General features: G+C 33.7%; 19 protein-coding genes and 1 pseudogene. 15 read left to right on the forward strand and 5 right to left on the reverse strand.

Features of this window, described 5'->3' with window-relative positions; genetic code table 11:
* Nucleotides 1-178: 178 nt before the first annotated feature.
* Nucleotides 179-709, reverse strand: a complete 531-nt coding sequence (locus ACIQZG_RS03910; RefSeq protein WP_402753854.1) for a GNAT family N-acetyltransferase — start codon at nucleotides 707-709, stop codon at nucleotides 179-181.
* A gap of 283 nt (nucleotides 710-992) precedes the next feature.
* Entirely contained in the window at nucleotides 993-1,484 is a 492-nt protein-coding gene (locus ACIQZG_RS03915) for a CotD family spore coat protein (RefSeq protein ID WP_402753855.1), read from the reverse strand.
* A 406-nt stretch (nucleotides 1,485-1,890) separates the two neighbouring features.
* Between ACIQZG_RS03915 and ACIQZG_RS03920 the strand changes: the two genes are divergently transcribed.
* The 3 genes from ACIQZG_RS03920 to ACIQZG_RS03930 all read left to right on the forward strand — a co-directional run bounded on the left by ACIQZG_RS03920 (nucleotide 1,891) and on the right by ACIQZG_RS03930 (nucleotide 3,188).
* The gene (locus ACIQZG_RS03920) at nucleotides 1,891-2,457 is read left to right on the forward strand and encodes a TetR/AcrR family transcriptional regulator (protein WP_402753856.1); all 567 of its coding nucleotides are present in this window, start codon (nucleotides 1,891-1,893) and stop codon (nucleotides 2,455-2,457) included.
* 72 nt (nucleotides 2,458-2,529) lie between these two features.
* A complete protein-coding gene (locus ACIQZG_RS03925; RefSeq protein ID WP_402753857.1) occupies nucleotides 2,530-2,874 on the forward strand; it encodes a DMT family transporter in 345 nt (114 codons plus the stop codon).
* Nucleotides 2,874-3,188: a DMT family transporter gene (locus ACIQZG_RS03930; RefSeq protein WP_402753858.1), complete on the forward strand. Its 315-nt coding sequence runs from the start codon at nucleotides 2,874-2,876 to the stop codon at nucleotides 3,186-3,188. The genes ACIQZG_RS03925 and ACIQZG_RS03930 overlap by 1 nt, the downstream gene beginning before the upstream one ends.
* A gap of 86 nt (nucleotides 3,189-3,274) precedes the next feature.
* Here the strand turns inward: ACIQZG_RS03930 and ACIQZG_RS03935 are convergent, their stop codons facing one another.
* Nucleotides 3,275-4,114 (reverse strand): S-layer homology domain-containing protein, encoded by an 840-nt coding sequence (locus ACIQZG_RS03935; protein WP_402753859.1) that lies wholly within the window; start codon nucleotides 4,112-4,114, stop codon nucleotides 3,275-3,277.
* A 234-nt stretch (nucleotides 4,115-4,348) separates the two neighbouring features.
* Between ACIQZG_RS03935 and ACIQZG_RS03940 the strand changes: the two genes are divergently transcribed.
* From ACIQZG_RS03940 to ACIQZG_RS03985, 10 genes and pseudogenes are all read left to right on the forward strand, one after another.
* A complete protein-coding gene (locus tag ACIQZG_RS03940) occupies nucleotides 4,349-4,666 on the forward strand; it encodes a hypothetical protein (RefSeq protein ID WP_402753860.1) in 318 nt (105 codons plus the stop codon).
* A 524-nt stretch (nucleotides 4,667-5,190) separates the two neighbouring features.
* Nucleotides 5,191-5,529, forward strand: coding sequence for a YxiJ family protein (locus ACIQZG_RS03945; RefSeq protein ID WP_402753861.1), 339 nt, complete (start codon nucleotides 5,191-5,193; stop codon nucleotides 5,527-5,529).
* Nucleotides 5,530-5,717: 188 nt separating this feature from the next.
* Nucleotides 5,718-6,149, forward strand: a complete 432-nt coding sequence (locus tag ACIQZG_RS03950; RefSeq protein WP_402753862.1) for a diguanylate cyclase — start codon at nucleotides 5,718-5,720, stop codon at nucleotides 6,147-6,149.
* Between the two features lie 44 nt (nucleotides 6,150-6,193).
* Entirely contained in the window at nucleotides 6,194-6,418 is a 225-nt protein-coding gene (locus tag ACIQZG_RS03955) for a hypothetical protein (protein ID WP_402753863.1), read from the forward strand.
* 101 nt (nucleotides 6,419-6,519) lie between these two features.
* A complete protein-coding gene (locus tag ACIQZG_RS03960; RefSeq protein ID WP_402753864.1) occupies nucleotides 6,520-6,978 on the forward strand; it encodes a hypothetical protein in 459 nt (152 codons plus the stop codon).
* A 63-nt stretch (nucleotides 6,979-7,041) separates the two neighbouring features.
* Complete coding sequence (locus ACIQZG_RS03965) at nucleotides 7,042-7,665, forward strand: hypothetical protein (protein ID WP_402753865.1); 624 nt, start codon at nucleotides 7,042-7,044, stop codon at nucleotides 7,663-7,665.
* A gap of 54 nt (nucleotides 7,666-7,719) precedes the next feature.
* Nucleotides 7,720-8,172 (forward strand): annotated as a pseudogene (locus ACIQZG_RS03970) (YjdJ family protein).
* 620 nt (nucleotides 8,173-8,792) lie between these two features.
* Entirely contained in the window at nucleotides 8,793-9,710 is a 918-nt protein-coding gene (locus ACIQZG_RS03975; protein ID WP_402753866.1) for an ABC transporter ATP-binding protein, read from the forward strand.
* Nucleotides 9,707-10,459, forward strand: coding sequence for an ABC transporter permease (locus ACIQZG_RS03980; protein WP_402753867.1), 753 nt, complete (start codon nucleotides 9,707-9,709; stop codon nucleotides 10,457-10,459). The genes ACIQZG_RS03975 and ACIQZG_RS03980 overlap by 4 nt, the downstream gene beginning before the upstream one ends.
* A 48-nt stretch (nucleotides 10,460-10,507) precedes the next feature.
* Complete coding sequence (locus ACIQZG_RS03985) at nucleotides 10,508-11,215, forward strand: ABC transporter permease (RefSeq protein ID WP_402753868.1); 708 nt, start codon at nucleotides 10,508-10,510, stop codon at nucleotides 11,213-11,215.
* A gap of 417 nt (nucleotides 11,216-11,632) precedes the next feature.
* On the opposite strand, the gene ACIQZG_RS03990 is transcribed toward ACIQZG_RS03985, so the two are convergent.
* Nucleotides 11,633-12,745 carry a sensor histidine kinase gene (locus tag ACIQZG_RS03990; RefSeq protein WP_402753869.1) on the reverse strand — a complete coding sequence of 371 codons (1,113 nt, stop codon included), beginning with the start codon at nucleotides 12,743-12,745 and terminating at the stop codon, nucleotides 11,633-11,635.
* Nucleotides 12,742-13,458 carry a response regulator transcription factor gene (locus ACIQZG_RS03995; protein WP_402753870.1) on the reverse strand — a complete coding sequence of 239 codons (717 nt, stop codon included), beginning with the start codon at nucleotides 13,456-13,458 and terminating at the stop codon, nucleotides 12,742-12,744. Before ACIQZG_RS03995 ends, ACIQZG_RS03990 begins: the two co-directional genes overlap by 4 nt.
* A 355-nt stretch (nucleotides 13,459-13,813) precedes the next feature.
* On the opposite strand from ACIQZG_RS03995, the gene ACIQZG_RS04000 reads away from it, so the two are divergent.
* On the forward strand, nucleotides 13,814-14,434 hold the full coding sequence (locus ACIQZG_RS04000) for a group-specific protein (RefSeq protein WP_402753871.1): 621 nt from the start codon (nucleotides 13,814-13,816) through the stop codon (nucleotides 14,432-14,434).
* 115 nt (nucleotides 14,435-14,549) lie between these two features.
* Nucleotides 14,550-15,044: a hypothetical protein gene (locus ACIQZG_RS04005; protein ID WP_402753872.1), complete on the forward strand. Its 495-nt coding sequence runs from the start codon at nucleotides 14,550-14,552 to the stop codon at nucleotides 15,042-15,044.
* Nucleotides 15,045-15,082: the final 38 nt, after the last annotated feature.

Here is a 15,082-nt window from a genome sequence, read left to right on the forward strand (position 1 = left end):
CAGGTAAAAATCCGCATAGACCCCTGCAGAATAGCACATGAAGTAAGACGCAATCCACCGCTCTGGCGAGGGTTGTGTCTTATGCAGTGCCCGCGGAATGCCAAGCGGATTTTACCCCATATAGAAATGCCGTAGTTCGGCTTAAAAAGACTTATTGGACATCCCAGAGAAGCTTAAATTAGTCTGTTCGTAGTCGTGAATACATATTGATGTCAATAAAGTTTCCCTTAGCTTTTTCATACTGTCTAAGAGTGCCTTCAAACGTGAAGTTTAACTTCTTCAAAACTTTAATTGAGTTCGTGTTTTCAGGTTCGACTTTTGCTTCAATACGATTTAGTTTTAATGTTTGGAAAGCATAATCTAACAAGGCATTGATGCTTTCTGGTGCATAGCCTTTTCCCCAATAAGATTTAGCGATGTCATAACCAATTTCAGCTTTTTCACTTTCAAAGTCAATTGAATTGAATCCACAGCTACCGATGATTTCATTCGAGTGTCGTTCAATAATTGTCAGGCGAATCCCTTTTTGTTCCTGTGCTAATTCATCAAGTATTTCAATCATTTCAATTACTTGATCTTCATTGGTAAAGCTTGCGATGTTCATGAACTTCGTAACATCTGGATCAGACCAAATTTTATACAAATTTTGGGAGTCTGTTACGTTCATTTTTCGTAAATGTAATCTTTCTGTGTGTAATTCTGTAATCAATACTTTTCCCTCCAATTTTTATAGACAGTTGGATAAAAAATATTGCTATCTGCGCATAGTTCAGTCCCTTCAAGTGTATGTATTTAATATAGACGGTAGTGGAAATAGAAAGTTTCAATAATAGTTTATCATAATTATGATTTAAATGTATGTGAAGGTTACGGTGGGGAATAGAGGGTGTTGGTAATAGTATACACAAAAAAGGCCAGGCAGTAGCCTGGCGTATCAATGTGAGTTACTAGCAAAACGAAGGTAGTTGTAAAACGAGTGAGAATAGGACTTACTATTTTTTATGATGGTCGCAGTGTTTTTTGTGGTGGTGGTGTGGCGTTTCGCACAGCGTATGATTTTCGCAGCATTCATTTACAACGGATTCTGTCACTGGGAAGTGGTGCTGATGATCGATGATGTGTTTGTTAACTGTTGTAACATGTGCTGGATGAACGTGTGGAACAATTGTGTGCATGACATTTGTGCGAACGAATTGCTCTTGCGGAGAAAACTGAGTTGGAGCGATTTGAGTTGGCATCATTTGCGTTGAAAGCGGAGTTCCGCCAAACTGACCTGGCATCATCATCTGTGGTGAAAGCTGAGATGGATCAAATTGACCTGGCATCATCATTTGTGGTGAAAGCTGAGATGGATCAAATTGACCTGGCATCATTTGTGGCGAAAACTGACCAGGACCATACTGAGCTGGCATCATTTGTGATGGGCAGCAATGAGTGTTTCTTCTTTTACAACCATGTGAATGATGGCGATTGCGATTGAACATTTTTATGACCTCCTGTTTTGATAAGATATGATTCTTAGTTAATATATGAGGTGTATGACTAATCGGACTATTTGTATGCCTATTAATAGTTAGGTGAATCTCTCAGTATCTGTACTTTTCGAGTAAAAGGGCCAGGAGAAATGGTTTTATGCAATAGCTTAATCATCTCCTCTTTTGGTGTATTATCAAATGAATTTTATTTCATTCACGTGTGGGCATTTTTCTAAAATAATGGAAACTGAAGGTTATAATAGACAAAAGCACTGTAGCTAACAATGATTTTTGAGAATTCCCTTTTTATGTATAATGCCGACAAGGGGAGAATGGGTAATATAATAATAAAATGAATGACATTCAGTCGTTTTTTTAGTAGTATAAAAATACGCAGAAAGTTGGTGGTATAGTTTTGGATAAAAAACAGTTAATAATTGATGCAACTGTGAAGGTTTTTAGTGAAAAGGGTGTAGAAAATACCAAAATTTCAGATATCGTAAAAGAGGCTGGTATTGCCCAAGGGACATTTTATTTGTATTTTCCGAGTAAATTTTCGGTTATGCCTGAAATTGCAAAATTAGTAGTCTCGATGATTATTGAAGAAGTAGACAAAAATGTTAATTTAACATCTAATTTTCAAGATCAGCTAGAACAGCTCATTAGTGCTGTTTTCACATTAACTGATAAAAAAAGTAAGTTATTCACACTTTTATATGCAGGTTTGTCTCAAAGCGAACATTTGAAACAATGGGAAGATATTTATGCCCCATTTTATAAATGGATGTTTGAATTCTTAGAAAGAGCCAAACAGAATGGAGACATACGCGAAGATATTAACTCAGCTAGAACAGCGAAATTAATGATTGCGATTATCGAATCAACAGCTGAACAGTTATATTTGTATGATGAATCAGTGGATGAAGAAATTGAGCTACAGTTTAAAGAATTGTTGTCATTTGTTAATAATGCTTTAAATTAACGTTACTTTTATGTAACGTTTTATTAAAAACTATTATGACTGAATGTCAGTCAAAGGTGAAGAGGCGTAAATATGAAAAAAGATTGGTTTTATGTAGGAATGACGAGCCTTATGGAGTTGTGTTGGCTTTTTGGATTTAATGTAGCGAGCAGTTGGTGGCATTGGGGAATTATTATAACACTGATCATGTTAGATTTCTATTTCTTATCAAAAGCATGTGAAAATCTACCGACTGGGACGGTTTACGCTATTTTTGCTGGAGTAGGTACATTAGGCACAGCTTGTATGGATATTTTTATCTTTGGTGAAGAATTTAAAATAGCTTCATTATTTTTTATGATCATTTTATTATCGGGTGTAATAGGACTGAAATTATTTGATCCCCAGGCTGAAAACGTGAAAGAAGGTAATGTGTAATGGGATGGATATACGTGACATTAGCCTCTATATTTGAAATTCTAGGTGTTGTTGGCCTACGCTTTTTTAGTCAGAAAAAAACAGTCTGGAATTTATTGCTTTATATAAGTGGGTTTACATTGTCATTTATTCTGTTATATCAATCTTTTCAATATATGCAAACTAGTATTGCTTATATAGTATGGGTTGGAATTGGAACAGTTGGTGCAGTAGTAGTAAATATTTTATTTTTTGGGGAATCAAAAAACTTTGCTAGATTAGTAAGTATTGTAGCAATAGTAATTGGAATTATTGGATTAAAGTCATTTGGATGAAATTTTTTTAAAAGAACGGGATCAACAATTAATAGGAAAAAGCGTCGGGGTTGTGTGGCTCCTGCGCTTTTTCTATCCTAAAAAAATTATTTTGATTCACATGCCCAATTATCATTATCGCGATCCATCTTAGTTGTATAAGCTGGGTGCCCTTTTTGAACACCGTTCGGATAATATTCTTTTAATTCTGTACAGTTTTTAAAGGAAGTTGGTGCACCTGGAATTACATAAGTGCCTGAGCTCAAGTCGGGTTGCGGTGCAGGACTTGGTGTTGGCAGTGGAGTCGGCGTTGGTACAGGTTTTGGCGCAGGTGTATTGATTGCTGTACCAGTTTCTTGATAACGAATTGCGCGCGTAATAAATGTTGAAATATGTGCACGTGTTAGGTTGTTTTGCGGTTTGAATGTACCATCAGCATAGCCTGTTGTGATGTTCGCAGCCGCTAATTGTTTAACAGCGTCAAATGCCGTGTGGTTACTCGGCACGTCTGTGAAAGTCTTGCTACCTGCTGGCAAGTCAAACGCTCGCGCAATAAATGCCGCCATATGCCCACGTGTAACTTGTGTAGTTGGTTTAAATAGACCACCGTCATAGCCGTTAATAATACCAGCCTCAGCAGCAGATTGAATGTAGCCACTGTTTTGGTTCGAAGATGGTACATCGCTAAATTTCGTGTCGCGAGGTGAGCCGTCTAAATGTAAAGCCTTTGCAATCATAACAGCTACTTCCTCACGTGTGACAATAGTTGCCCCGCCAAAAGTAGATGCTTCCTCGATTACCCTTTTATCTAGTAGAAACATGATATCGTCATAGTTTGCATGGGTTGTGGGTACATCTGAAAATCCAGCCGCTTTTGAATTTTTTACTGGTAGTAAAATTGAAAATGAAAGTAGGAAAACTAGAAACATAGCAATTTTTTTGTTCATAATATTATTCTCCTTTAGTATTTTAATAGTTTCACCTACTTATTCTAGGTATAATGTATATGGTTGTCAATTTAGTAATATAGTAGAAGTTAGTGTGCGCCAGCCCTCCGCTATCGGTCCATGAACATATTTGCTGAATGAAGATAAATCCGAGTAAATATAAAAGTAGCGTCTCTCATTAACTGACAAAGTTTTTGTTAAGATTGAAGTATGGCAAAGGGGGAGGTAATAATCATGTCAAATGAATTTCTTACTCGAGAACAAATCGAAAAATTACTAGCTGCTAAATATGAAGTAATCCGTGCAACAACAATGGAAGATGTACAGCTGGTTAGACAAAATATAGATTGTTTGATTGAGATTCACCCTAACAGTAGTTTTGAGCCGACATTAAAAGAAAACTTAAACTTGCAAGAGTATTTAGATGAAACAACAATTACTGTTACAAATGAAACGGAACAACAAATTTGTTACAGAATCGATTTTCCTACCATTCAAAAAGAGAATTCGACATATCAAGATTCAGTGTATGTGAGATTCGATAAAAAATAGGAATCTGCACGCTTACTCTAAAATAACGAAGTAGAGGGCACGGATGAAAATTATAGAAATTCTAACAATATCAGATGTTTCAATTGCCCTAGTTAGTAATAGTGTCCCGATATTCTAGCAACAGAACTAGTCATGAACGAAAAGAAAGAAGTGACTTCGACCTGCAAAGATAACGGTAGCACCAAAAATTAGATGGTGGGAGGGGGCACTCAAGTTGCTTAATACTCAAATCTGCTATTTACAGGAGAGTCTAAAATATGGACAGCCTATTGCAATTTCAAGGGCATACCAGAAGGAAAATATGACTCGACAGAAGCTATTAAACGAGGAGATATTACTATCTTTTTGAATCGAATCCAAAATTTAGATCGGTTTGAGTAACTTTTTTTTATGTATCTACTACTTTAAAGAAGATTCTGTCCGATTGGAAATCTTTAAGACTAGTGGATGTTGGTGCAATATTCATATTTTAAAATAGGAAAGGTAGATGAGAACTGATGATAAGTAATGAGGTTTTAAAGCAATTGGAAAAACTTAAAGAAGAACAAGGCTCTTTTCCACAAGATGTTTATCAAGTAGAAAAAGACTTTGAAGAGGAGTTGGCAGCACTGACAGACTTTCAAAGTGATTTTCACTGGGCATACCTAAGATATTGCGAAAATACAGATGGTACGATGAGTTATGTTTTGACGGATTCAGTGAATAAGATTCCATTGAATCAGATTCAATATTTAAAAAATGACTTTTTTGAAGCAGAGCCATACTATGACTTTTTTAAAAACCATATTCACAAGTATCCTGAGCTGTATAAAGATTATCAAATCCATGAGCAGATTCGAATGATATTGTTACAAATACTGTAGTAATGAGCATCCAGTTGTACAATTTGTGCAGTTATTTAAGGGGAACTAACGAGGGGTTGTAAGATATAATGTCGTTGTCTTTAATGGACTTAAAGTAAATGATACCTAAAAGCATGAGTTTTAATGGTTTTTATATCGAAACTATTTTACTACAGTATTGGTAATATGGATAAAAAGGGGAATATTTAATGTATAAAGCAACAACGCCAAAGCACTTAATTGTATTTTTGCTTGGACTGGATTTAATTCTTGTCCCCGTAAGGTGGGGAGAAACATTATTTTGGATGTTTACAATTCTGATAGCGCTTACTTGTATGCTAATGTATTTTTTGAAGTATGAGTTTGACATAAATGAACAGACACTACTTTATCGTATCCAATTATTCACTTTCACGATTTATGAAAAACAAGTGAATGCGCAGGATGTTCGGATGATCCATTTTAAACGAATTAGTTGGTATACGAGGATAGCTATCGTGAAATTAAATAAAGGCTGGAATCTACGCATTTCTTTGTTTCGTCCAGACACTGTTCTAGAAGAATTGGAGCGGTATGCTGAAAGAAATAACATCTCGATTAGTAAAACGAAAGATTATAAAATTCTAGAGAAAATGGCTTAGCAGTATTTAGAGGTTCTAAATTTGATAGGAGAGTAGGTGTCGTTATGGGGAATTTAGGTTTATTTGGAGCAGCAAACTGGATTGGCATTCTCTCAACAATTTTTATCGTACTTTGCCTTTATTGTGTATTAACCTTCTTTCAACATTTGAAAAACAATGAAGAACGATTAATTAAACAATATAAGTTAGCTGCTGTATTTTGTCTAGCAGTTGCGCTACTAGTGCCGGCGTTTTATAACCTATACATATACAGTGAAATGATGAGATAAATCTACGAATGCTCCTTACACAATGACTGTGATGTAACGATTCTAATTGTTATTACTATTGACAGTAACCAGAGAAGTAAATTATTTATTGGGGGATCTATATGCATGAATTTTATTTGATAAAAAAGACCGAAACACAAGATGATGATTTTTTTCAATATTTTTGTAGGAATATTGACAATTACAAGGATATTATTGTTGATTACACTACACTTGATATCGATGTATATGATTATATTTTCGATTCTCTAACATGGATTCCGAGTGCAAACCCTGCACTCCCAGGAAGACCAAAAGACTTAGGGCTTAACAATATTGGAATAACCTTACTTGATGAGCATTCAGCGCCTTCTTTAATCGCTATTTTTACAGCATGGAGAGATTTGTTTAAGAATGGTCCTAGTGTGATTAAAAAGCTAATTTATTTCAATGGTTATTCTGAAGGTGAGGAAATAGTAAGTTTTAATCGAGATAGCACTATAGAAAAATTTGAAAAGATGATTAAACTATCTAAACAATTGTCTAGTGGAGATTATTATATATTTCATTGGGGTATTTAGTTTTTTTCGTTGTAATTTAAGTGACTTTCTAGATAAAGGTGAAAACTGAAGGGGGTATAAACGTTGAGAAAAGTCCTCTGGTGTATGCTGCTTGTGACGGTATTAGTGGCTTGCAATCAAGAAGATGTAGAAGAAACCCGTAAAAATACAATTGAAAATGCGCAAATGGATGCGCGTGAAGAGAATTTGTTGAGAGCTGCTGGTGGTGAGACAATGTTTATCTATGATGTTTCAGTGGACGAACAAGGCGGAAAGTTAGAAGTATGGCTAGAAAAATATGAATATGGGCAATTGGTGGACGAAATCATTGCCAGTTTAGGAACGGAAATGTTTAAAGATGGGCAAATCCTTGTTTCTATTCAAGAAATGCCTGAAATGTCGAAAGGGATTGTTACAATAGCGGTTACAGATGAGTCTGGCTCTTCATCAGTGAAAAATGTTATGGAAATACCGGGTATGAGTTCTCGAGTGACGAGCCCTTTTATTAAAGAGAATACTCCATTAATGGAAGATATGGCGATTGGACAAATTGTTTACTCAGAAGAAAATCCGATTAGCGTTAAGTCGAACTGGGGGGATCTTGTCAACGAACCAAGTTCAATAGCGAACGAATTAAAGGAACATCCTGTTGTGTATTTGGTGCGTTGCTCATTTGAAGAAAAGCCGGCAAAAGCGGACATAGATTAATGGTACTTTGTTTTTTGATGGGATGGTTAAGGAGGACGAAAATTGTTTAAATATGTGTTACAACTAATCGTTGGAATTCTAACTTTACTGGGATCAACGGCAGTTGCTTGGTATGAGGGAAGCGGTATTATAGACAACCCTTGGGAATAGAAATACTCAACACCATTTTCTAATTTATTTAATAGTGAGATCACGAATGGGTATGACATTAGTCAACTTGATTACTTTGTTTACGCAGCTAAATTTCAACCACTATTTCCGGCAATCATGCTAGTTAGTGTGCTTTATATTGTAATTGTAGTAGCTTTTTATCTTCTCCAACATAATCAAAGGTTAGCAATTTATTTATCAGCTATTACAAGCTGTTTACTCATTGTTAGTAGTGTTTTACTCATGAATGCTTCAACAGAGGGTGGTAAGATATTTTTTGGAATTACAGCAGGTGGCGCATTATTCCTTATATATATCGTGCTCAGTAGTCCTCCAACAGACAGATTTAACATTTGATGGTGAAACAATAACAATATTGTAGAGTGTATTAAGAGGAAAATTTCTACACAAGACGACATCAAGGCTACGATCAGTAGCGAAGATATTGTCATTTCTAATGGTAATAGTGACTTGCTTAACTAAAACATAATCATGAAATAGTTATTCGACTATGGAAATGTAATGACAGATTAGCATCATAAAACTTGGAGATTAAACTTCTAAAGGAGATTTAAATGTTTCAAGTTATTAGGTCAGTGTCGTGTAAGAGCATTCAAATATCTGGATGTGTTTTATTGTGCGAGTTCAAAAGGTTATAGCATAAATATTGAAGCACAGCAGCTCATTGAGCGGCTGTGCTATTTCTTTTTTTAAAATTCTTTATGCTTCTTATATTAATCGTTTGAATTGTCTTTGCATGATGAACTCAGGTTTGAGATACAATTAGTACCCTTGATTGTTCTTAGAGAATGGATAGTCACTATTCATTAATGAGATGGACCATTTATTTTAAACTTGATCGTTCTTTTTTTTGTAGTGGATGTTCGGGGGATATTTTTAAAAGTTAATATCGAATTAATATAACGTTAAGATTGTGTTTTATTTCAATTTGTATACTGTCCTTGGAGGTGTTTAGGATGTGCAATAACATAATCGAAACTGTTGATTTATGTAAAAAGTATAAAACAACATATGCTGTAAAGGATTTAAATTTGCAAGTTAAGAAAGGGGAGATTTATGGTTTTTTAGGACCAAATGGTTCGGGAAAAACCACTTCAATAAAAATGTTATTAGGGTTAATAAAGGCTACATCTGGATCTGTTACTTTATTTGGGAAACAACTAGAAAGTGATAGAAATCACATATTAAAAAAAGTGGGTGCTTTGGTTGAATCGCCCTCTTATTATGGTCATCTAACGGGTTATGAAAATCTTAAAATTATACAACGTATGCTTAATATATCAGAAAAGCGTATTGAAGAAGTATTAAATATTGTTAGATTAACAAAGGCTAAAAATAAACTAGTTAAACAATATTCTTTAGGGATGAAACAACGACTTGGAATTGCAATAGCACTTTTAGGAGAACCCGAATTACTTATTCTGGACGAACCTACAAATGGTTTAGATCCAGCAGGTATCCATGAAATTCGTGATTTAATTAAAAGTCTTCCGGATTCTGATGGGATAACCATATTAATCTCTAGTCATTTACTTAGTGAAATTGATCAAATGGCTACACAGGTAGGAATTATTTCTGAAGGAAATCTAATTTTCCAAGATTCCATAGAAGTATTGCGTAATAAGAATGATTCACAAATTAGAGTACGCGTGAATGATGCTATTAAAGCTAAAAGTATTTTGGAAAACAAATTCGATTACAATATTCAATTAGATCCTAATAGCAATTTGATTTTAAATAAGGCTGATGATAAACATATTTCTTTGGTGAATAATATTTTGGTTGAGTCTAATCTTTCGGTATACAGAATTGAAGAAGTAAAGTCTTCGCTTGAAGATGTCTTTCTTAACATTATTAAGGGGGAATATTCATGAGAGAAGTCATTATAGGGGATAGTATAAAGTTTAAACGTTCGAAGTTACTGTTGATTGCTACAATGTTTCCGTTATTCGTTTTTATTATGAATTTTTCTGATTTTTATTTCAGGTTCGACTTTAATAGGGAAATGGCACAAGAACTACATACTAGTGAATGGTCTTTTCTTGTTATTAGTTGTCATTGGGCTATGTTTATCATGGTTCCTCTAAGTATCGCCATATTCGCTTCTAAAATAGTCAATATTGAGCATGAAGCGAATACTTGGAAGATTTTATTTGCTTTACCTATATCACGATATTCTATCTATTTATCGAAATTTATTTATTTATTTTTACTCTGTGTGTTTTCGGCTACTTTTATTGTAGGGTCTATTCTTTTTATTGGTCTTTCTTTTGACTTTAATGGCCCAATACCATGGGGATTAATTTTAAAGCAAGCCTTTTACCCCTATATTGTATCTTTTCCATTAATGGCTTTTCAGCTTTGGATATCCATGGTTTGTCAGAACCAAATGATTCCTATTTCTTTAGGGATAATATTCACCCTTTCTGGATTTTTCCTTCAGAATTTAAAATGGTTATTTTGGGTATATCCAATTTGGGGGACTCCTATCTTAACATCTGATAAATTTGATGAGGTAATTACAAATACAGATTTATCATTTTTTTTCATTATGAGTTTTATTGTCGGAATCTTCTTCTTAATAAGCGGTATGATTCACTTTAGTAAGAAAGAAATGAAATAGGATAGAGGGTGAATGGGATTGATAAAGACAATGGTTTTTATTGAATATATGAAGTTAAGACGACAATGGCTTTGGGCGGTATTAATAATAATACCACTTGTTAGTTGTTTGCTTGGTTATAATAATTTTTTTACTTATCAAGATATGTTAGTGCAAAAAGACGATAATGAATGGACAGAGGCATGGACACAAGCATCACTTTTTTACGGAATGATAATGTTACCGATACTATCAGGATTTTACTGTTCTTTAAGTTGTAGAAATGAAAATTCAGGAGGGGGTTGGAAGCAAATGTTGGTATTATCGCCCTCAAGAGTAATAATCTATATTGCTAAAATGATTATTATTTTATTTCTAGTGTTTGTAACGCAACTGATTTTAATATCGGAGTTTGTTATCACAGGATTATTACTTGGACTCCAAGATTCTATACCGTGGTTTTTCTTATTTAAAGTGCTTGGTCTCGGCTTCTTAGCGGTATGTGCTTTAGTAGCTATTCAACTCTGGATGGCATCACAAATTAAGAGCTTTGTTACACCGATAGCAATAAATGTTGCGCTAACGTTATTAGCATTTATAGCAGCAGGGACCGAATGGGGGAATTTCTATCCTTGGGCACAGCCCACACTTGCTATGTCTTCACCAGATGAAATAGGAATCAGCTCTTTATTGTTCTTTTTATCAATAAATTTAGTGATATTTAGTCTAGCAACAATTTTAGGAGTTGTTACATTCAATCGGAAGGACATTTATTAATAACTATTTTTTAGCTTGAAAGGAGTAGGAAAATGAATAAAAAGATATTTATTACTAATTCAGTTTTAATGACCGTTGCCGTCCTATCTATGTTTTGGAATTATTTCCAGGCATCTGCGGTGTATAAATTGTTTACAAATGATATAGGGATAAAGACAATTGATTTTAAGTTGGTAACTATAGGGTTTAACGGAATGGATGGTTCAATACAGAACATATATAATTATTCGGTTTTTATAATAGGTTTAATGATGATAGTAAATATCTATTTCTATATTGTGAATAAACGTACTGAGGAAAACACAATAGATATTTAACTTGTTGGTAGTAGAACTTATGGGAATGCTTTGTTAGAGAGCATTTCCATAAGTTTTGTAGAATTGAATGTAAATAAAACTAGGAATATACTTGGGGAAATTAGTTGAAATCCAACTTAAAACTAATATGAATAACAGTACCTTTATTTACAGTACTATCAACAGAAATAGAACCTTGATGAGCTTCAATAAGTTGCTTAGCAATACTCATGCCTAATCCTGTTCCTTCAGAAGGTATTTTGGTTGAAGTACCTCTAAAATATCGATTAAATAAATTTTGCCTAGTTTCGTTATTCATTCCGACACCATTATCTGAAATTCTAATTTCTAATTTATCGCTTTTTTCAACTGATATCATAATTTCAGTATCATTAGGATTATGAATGATGGCGTTCATTAAAAGGTTATTAATAGCGCGTTTCAGCATCTGTTCATCGAAAGTAAAGGGCACGGACTGAATAGTATTTATCCCAATTGAAATATTTTTTTGTTTAAGCAAGGGGTTTTCAGTCATCTCTATGACTATGCCATGAATAAATTGAGAAATGTCTTGTCTTTTCAAATTTAAAGGGAAATGTCCATGATCAAAATGAAAAACTGTATTTAGATCTTCAATTATATTTTCCATATGAATGGCTTGTTTTTTTATTAGAGATGCGAACTCTTTCCTTTCTTGTTCACTCCATTCGTGTTCGGTAGAAGTTAACATAAATGAGTATCCCTTTATGTAAGTAAGAGGCGTTTTTAAATCATGAGATATTCCTGCTGTCCACTCTTTTCTCATTTTTTCTAATTCCGCTCTTTCTAAGTCATTTCTTTTTAAAATCTCTGTTAATCGTTTAAGTTGAATAAAGATATCTTGATAAATACTAAATTTTGGGTTCTTATGGGGTTTATTCTTTGCTATTTTCTTCTTTCTATTGGGTTCTTGATATACACCTTTTGATAATAATAATATCCATTCCAGTATGTAAAAAAAGTCTGAGCCTATCCACCAACCATAAAGCAAGCAGAATATAATCACCGCTAGATAAGGTAGTATAGGTAATAACTTTTGCTCTACAATGTAAGTAGCAATATAATCATCAGAAGTAAACCAAATAATTGCATGATTGATAAAAGTAGAAAGTAGAACAATCATACATAAAACAAAAATGCCCAAGATAATAAGGCTCCCAAGAAAGTGCAGTGCTAATTTTATTTTTACTTTCATATGTCCCTCGTTTTTGGAGGGATGAATTTATAACCAATGCTCCTCATATTTACAATTATTTTTGGTTTTTTTACATCTTCCTCAATTTTTTTTCTAAGACGCAGGATATGAACCATGACTGTATTTCGATCATTTAAGCCTGTTGATTGCTGCCATATTTTTTCATACAGTTGTTCAGCTGAAAAAACTTGATTGGGATTCGCACAGAAAAAGGACAGTAGTTCAAATTCCTTTGCAGGGCAAATTACTTTTTCTCCTTTTATAAATAATTCTCCCGTTTTTTTTGATAAGTTAAGATAGCCGTAGTCATATTGATCTGCCATTTTATTTTGTGTTGGTAAATGCAAATTTTGTCGACGTAAGTGAACTTTAATACGTGCTACTACTTCAAGTGGATTAAATGGTTTAGTAATATAGTCATCTCCACCAATGTTTAAACCAGTTAATTTATCAATATCAGACGTGCGTGCACTTATAAATAAAATAGGCACATCACTTATTTTTCTAATCTCTTGGCAAATTTGAAATCCGTCTATATCTGGAAGCATGATATCTAAGACGATTAAGGAATAACAAAAATTATTTAGTTTTTCAAGTGCTTGATTGCCGGTTGTGGCAACATCAATATCCATAATGCCTTCCTTTTGCAGCATTATACTTAACATATCTAGTAAACCTTCTTCATCATCAACTAATAATATTGGATACATCATATTTTCATCACCTAAATCAGTATTTTTTGGTTTATGTGCTTGATTTTTATAAAAATAGTGAAACATTTAAGAGGGAATTAGTTAAAGCAATCAATACATCAATCCTTAATAATTATTAATAGCATACTTAACTTTTATTTTCCAATGTTTATAATATTTTTCATTTTTGTTGTTAATTGTTTCTTTTCGAACAAAAAGTGTCTTTTGGTTTGAAAAGAATAAGCTCCTAATAAAATTTCATTAGGAGCAGGTTATATTGGTGCAAGAATGATGGGAACTAGAGTGATTAGATAAATATGTATAGTTTAAAACTACAAATAGTAGAAGGTCAATTAATGAAAGTAGGTGTGGAAAAATGATGTGTAGTGAGAATTTAAATAAAAATCACTTAAGTATAAGATCTAATGCTCCTTACTCTTTAAATTATTTAGTGTTTATGCAAAACATTTATGAAAACAGCCAAAACATCAATAGCCAAAGGCCGTTATTTCCATATGTCGATAGCTCGAAATGGGGGCTTTTACAAGGTGAAGAATTTAAAACGATATTTAGGTGCGTTTGGAATGAAGCTGTTAATAAGAATATGCAAAATAGTTTATATGACCATAACGGCATTTTAGAACTTGAAAGCAAATTCTATCAAAGACTTTTTGAGGACAATAACCAGGGGAGTTTTGGCTTTTCCGAAAGTGTAAAATTATTTTTATCTTGGTGGGGTGGCATCTATGGACAGATGGCCGTTGAGAGAGTATGTGATGGTTCTATACAAAACATCTATTGGAAGCTGTCAGAATCAATAAAGCCGATCGATGATATGGCAATCAATCGGCAATTGATCTTGGATATCGTTTATGATAAACCATTACACGGTGGGACGATGTCTGGACCGTGGTATTTCGTTCTACATGTGGAAGAAGTTTTTATTAACTGGCAAGTATTAGCGACAAAGTTATTAGATTGTTGTGCAAACGATTAACCAAATGATCTGTAATTATTTGGTTTCTTTTGAGCGGCGTCTGTAGTAAATTAGAGTTGTTCCGATATTTAATGTAGAGCCATTGTTTAAAATACGAAAAATAGAGGGTGAAGATATGAAAATTAGTTCTATAAATCCCTATTCATCAACTTCGTACTCACCACAACTAGCTGCTAACAAAGATTTTGCTTCAGTACTTTTATCATCGATCAGTCAATCAGCGGAAAATGCACAACAAGTAAAGTATCAGCCGGAAAAGACTACTTCTATTTATGAAGAATTTTCGAAAAAGTATGATGTACGCAAGGGGACTTTCAAGGAAGTAGTCGAAATATCAAACGCGCTGTATGCGGCGGGCGAAATTTCCTTAAAGGAAGTTCTCATCTTTACGTTTGATTTTGAAAGAGCGACTAGATACATAAAACAAAATGCGCCAAGTCCAGTTAGTGCGAATTTCAGTATGCTTGAAACCGTAGCAAATGCTCAAGGACAACGTGATTGGATTACTGAGTTTGAGGAAAGAGCAAAGAAAGATATTAAGTATGGGAACGTGATTGGCCATCAAAATAAACAGAAGATAGTCGATATTTTAAAGAAATTAGAGCAGTAGAAATTTTATAGTAGATATTTTCTTATTAAGAATAGTCT

It is taken from the genome of Lysinibacillus sp. NPDC096418 (assembly GCF_044762775.1).
Lineage (GTDB): Bacteria > Bacillota > Bacilli > Bacillales_A > Planococcaceae > Lysinibacillus.

Bases quoted from the DNA above. Each gene is read 5' to 3' on its own strand.
- ACIQZG_RS03915 (WP_402753855.1), bottom strand. From the start codon at position 1,484: ATGTTCAATCGCAATCGCCATCATTCACATGGTTGTAAAAGAAGAAAC.
- ACIQZG_RS03925 (WP_402753857.1), top strand. From the start codon at position 2,530: ATGAAAAAAGATTGGTTTTATGTAGGAATGACGAGCCTTATGGAGTTG.
- ACIQZG_RS03930 (WP_402753858.1), top strand. From the start codon at position 2,874: ATGGGATGGATATACGTGACATTAGCCTCTATATTTGAAATTCTAGGT.
- ACIQZG_RS03935 (WP_402753859.1), bottom strand. From the start codon at position 4,114: ATGAACAAAAAAATTGCTATGTTTCTAGTTTTCCTACTTTCATTTTCA.
- ACIQZG_RS03940 (WP_402753860.1), top strand. From the start codon at position 4,349: ATGTCAAATGAATTTCTTACTCGAGAACAAATCGAAAAATTACTAGCT.
- ACIQZG_RS03950 (WP_402753862.1), top strand. From the start codon at position 5,718: ATGTATAAAGCAACAACGCCAAAGCACTTAATTGTATTTTTGCTTGGA.
- ACIQZG_RS03955 (WP_402753863.1), top strand. From the start codon at position 6,194: ATGGGGAATTTAGGTTTATTTGGAGCAGCAAACTGGATTGGCATTCTC.
- ACIQZG_RS03960 (WP_402753864.1), top strand. From the start codon at position 6,520: ATGCATGAATTTTATTTGATAAAAAAGACCGAAACACAAGATGATGAT.
- ACIQZG_RS03975 (WP_402753866.1), top strand. From the start codon at position 8,793: ATGTGCAATAACATAATCGAAACTGTTGATTTATGTAAAAAGTATAAA.
- ACIQZG_RS03980 (WP_402753867.1), top strand. From the start codon at position 9,707: ATGAGAGAAGTCATTATAGGGGATAGTATAAAGTTTAAACGTTCGAAG.
- ACIQZG_RS03985 (WP_402753868.1), top strand. From the start codon at position 10,508: ATGAAGTTAAGACGACAATGGCTTTGGGCGGTATTAATAATAATACCA.
- ACIQZG_RS03990 (WP_402753869.1), bottom strand. From the start codon at position 12,745: ATGAAAGTAAAAATAAAATTAGCACTGCACTTTCTTGGGAGCCTTATT.
- ACIQZG_RS03995 (WP_402753870.1), bottom strand. From the start codon at position 13,458: ATGATGTATCCAATATTATTAGTTGATGATGAAGAAGGTTTACTAGAT.
- ACIQZG_RS04000 (WP_402753871.1), top strand. From the start codon at position 13,814: ATGATGTGTAGTGAGAATTTAAATAAAAATCACTTAAGTATAAGATCT.
- ACIQZG_RS04005 (WP_402753872.1), top strand. From the start codon at position 14,550: ATGAAAATTAGTTCTATAAATCCCTATTCATCAACTTCGTACTCACCA.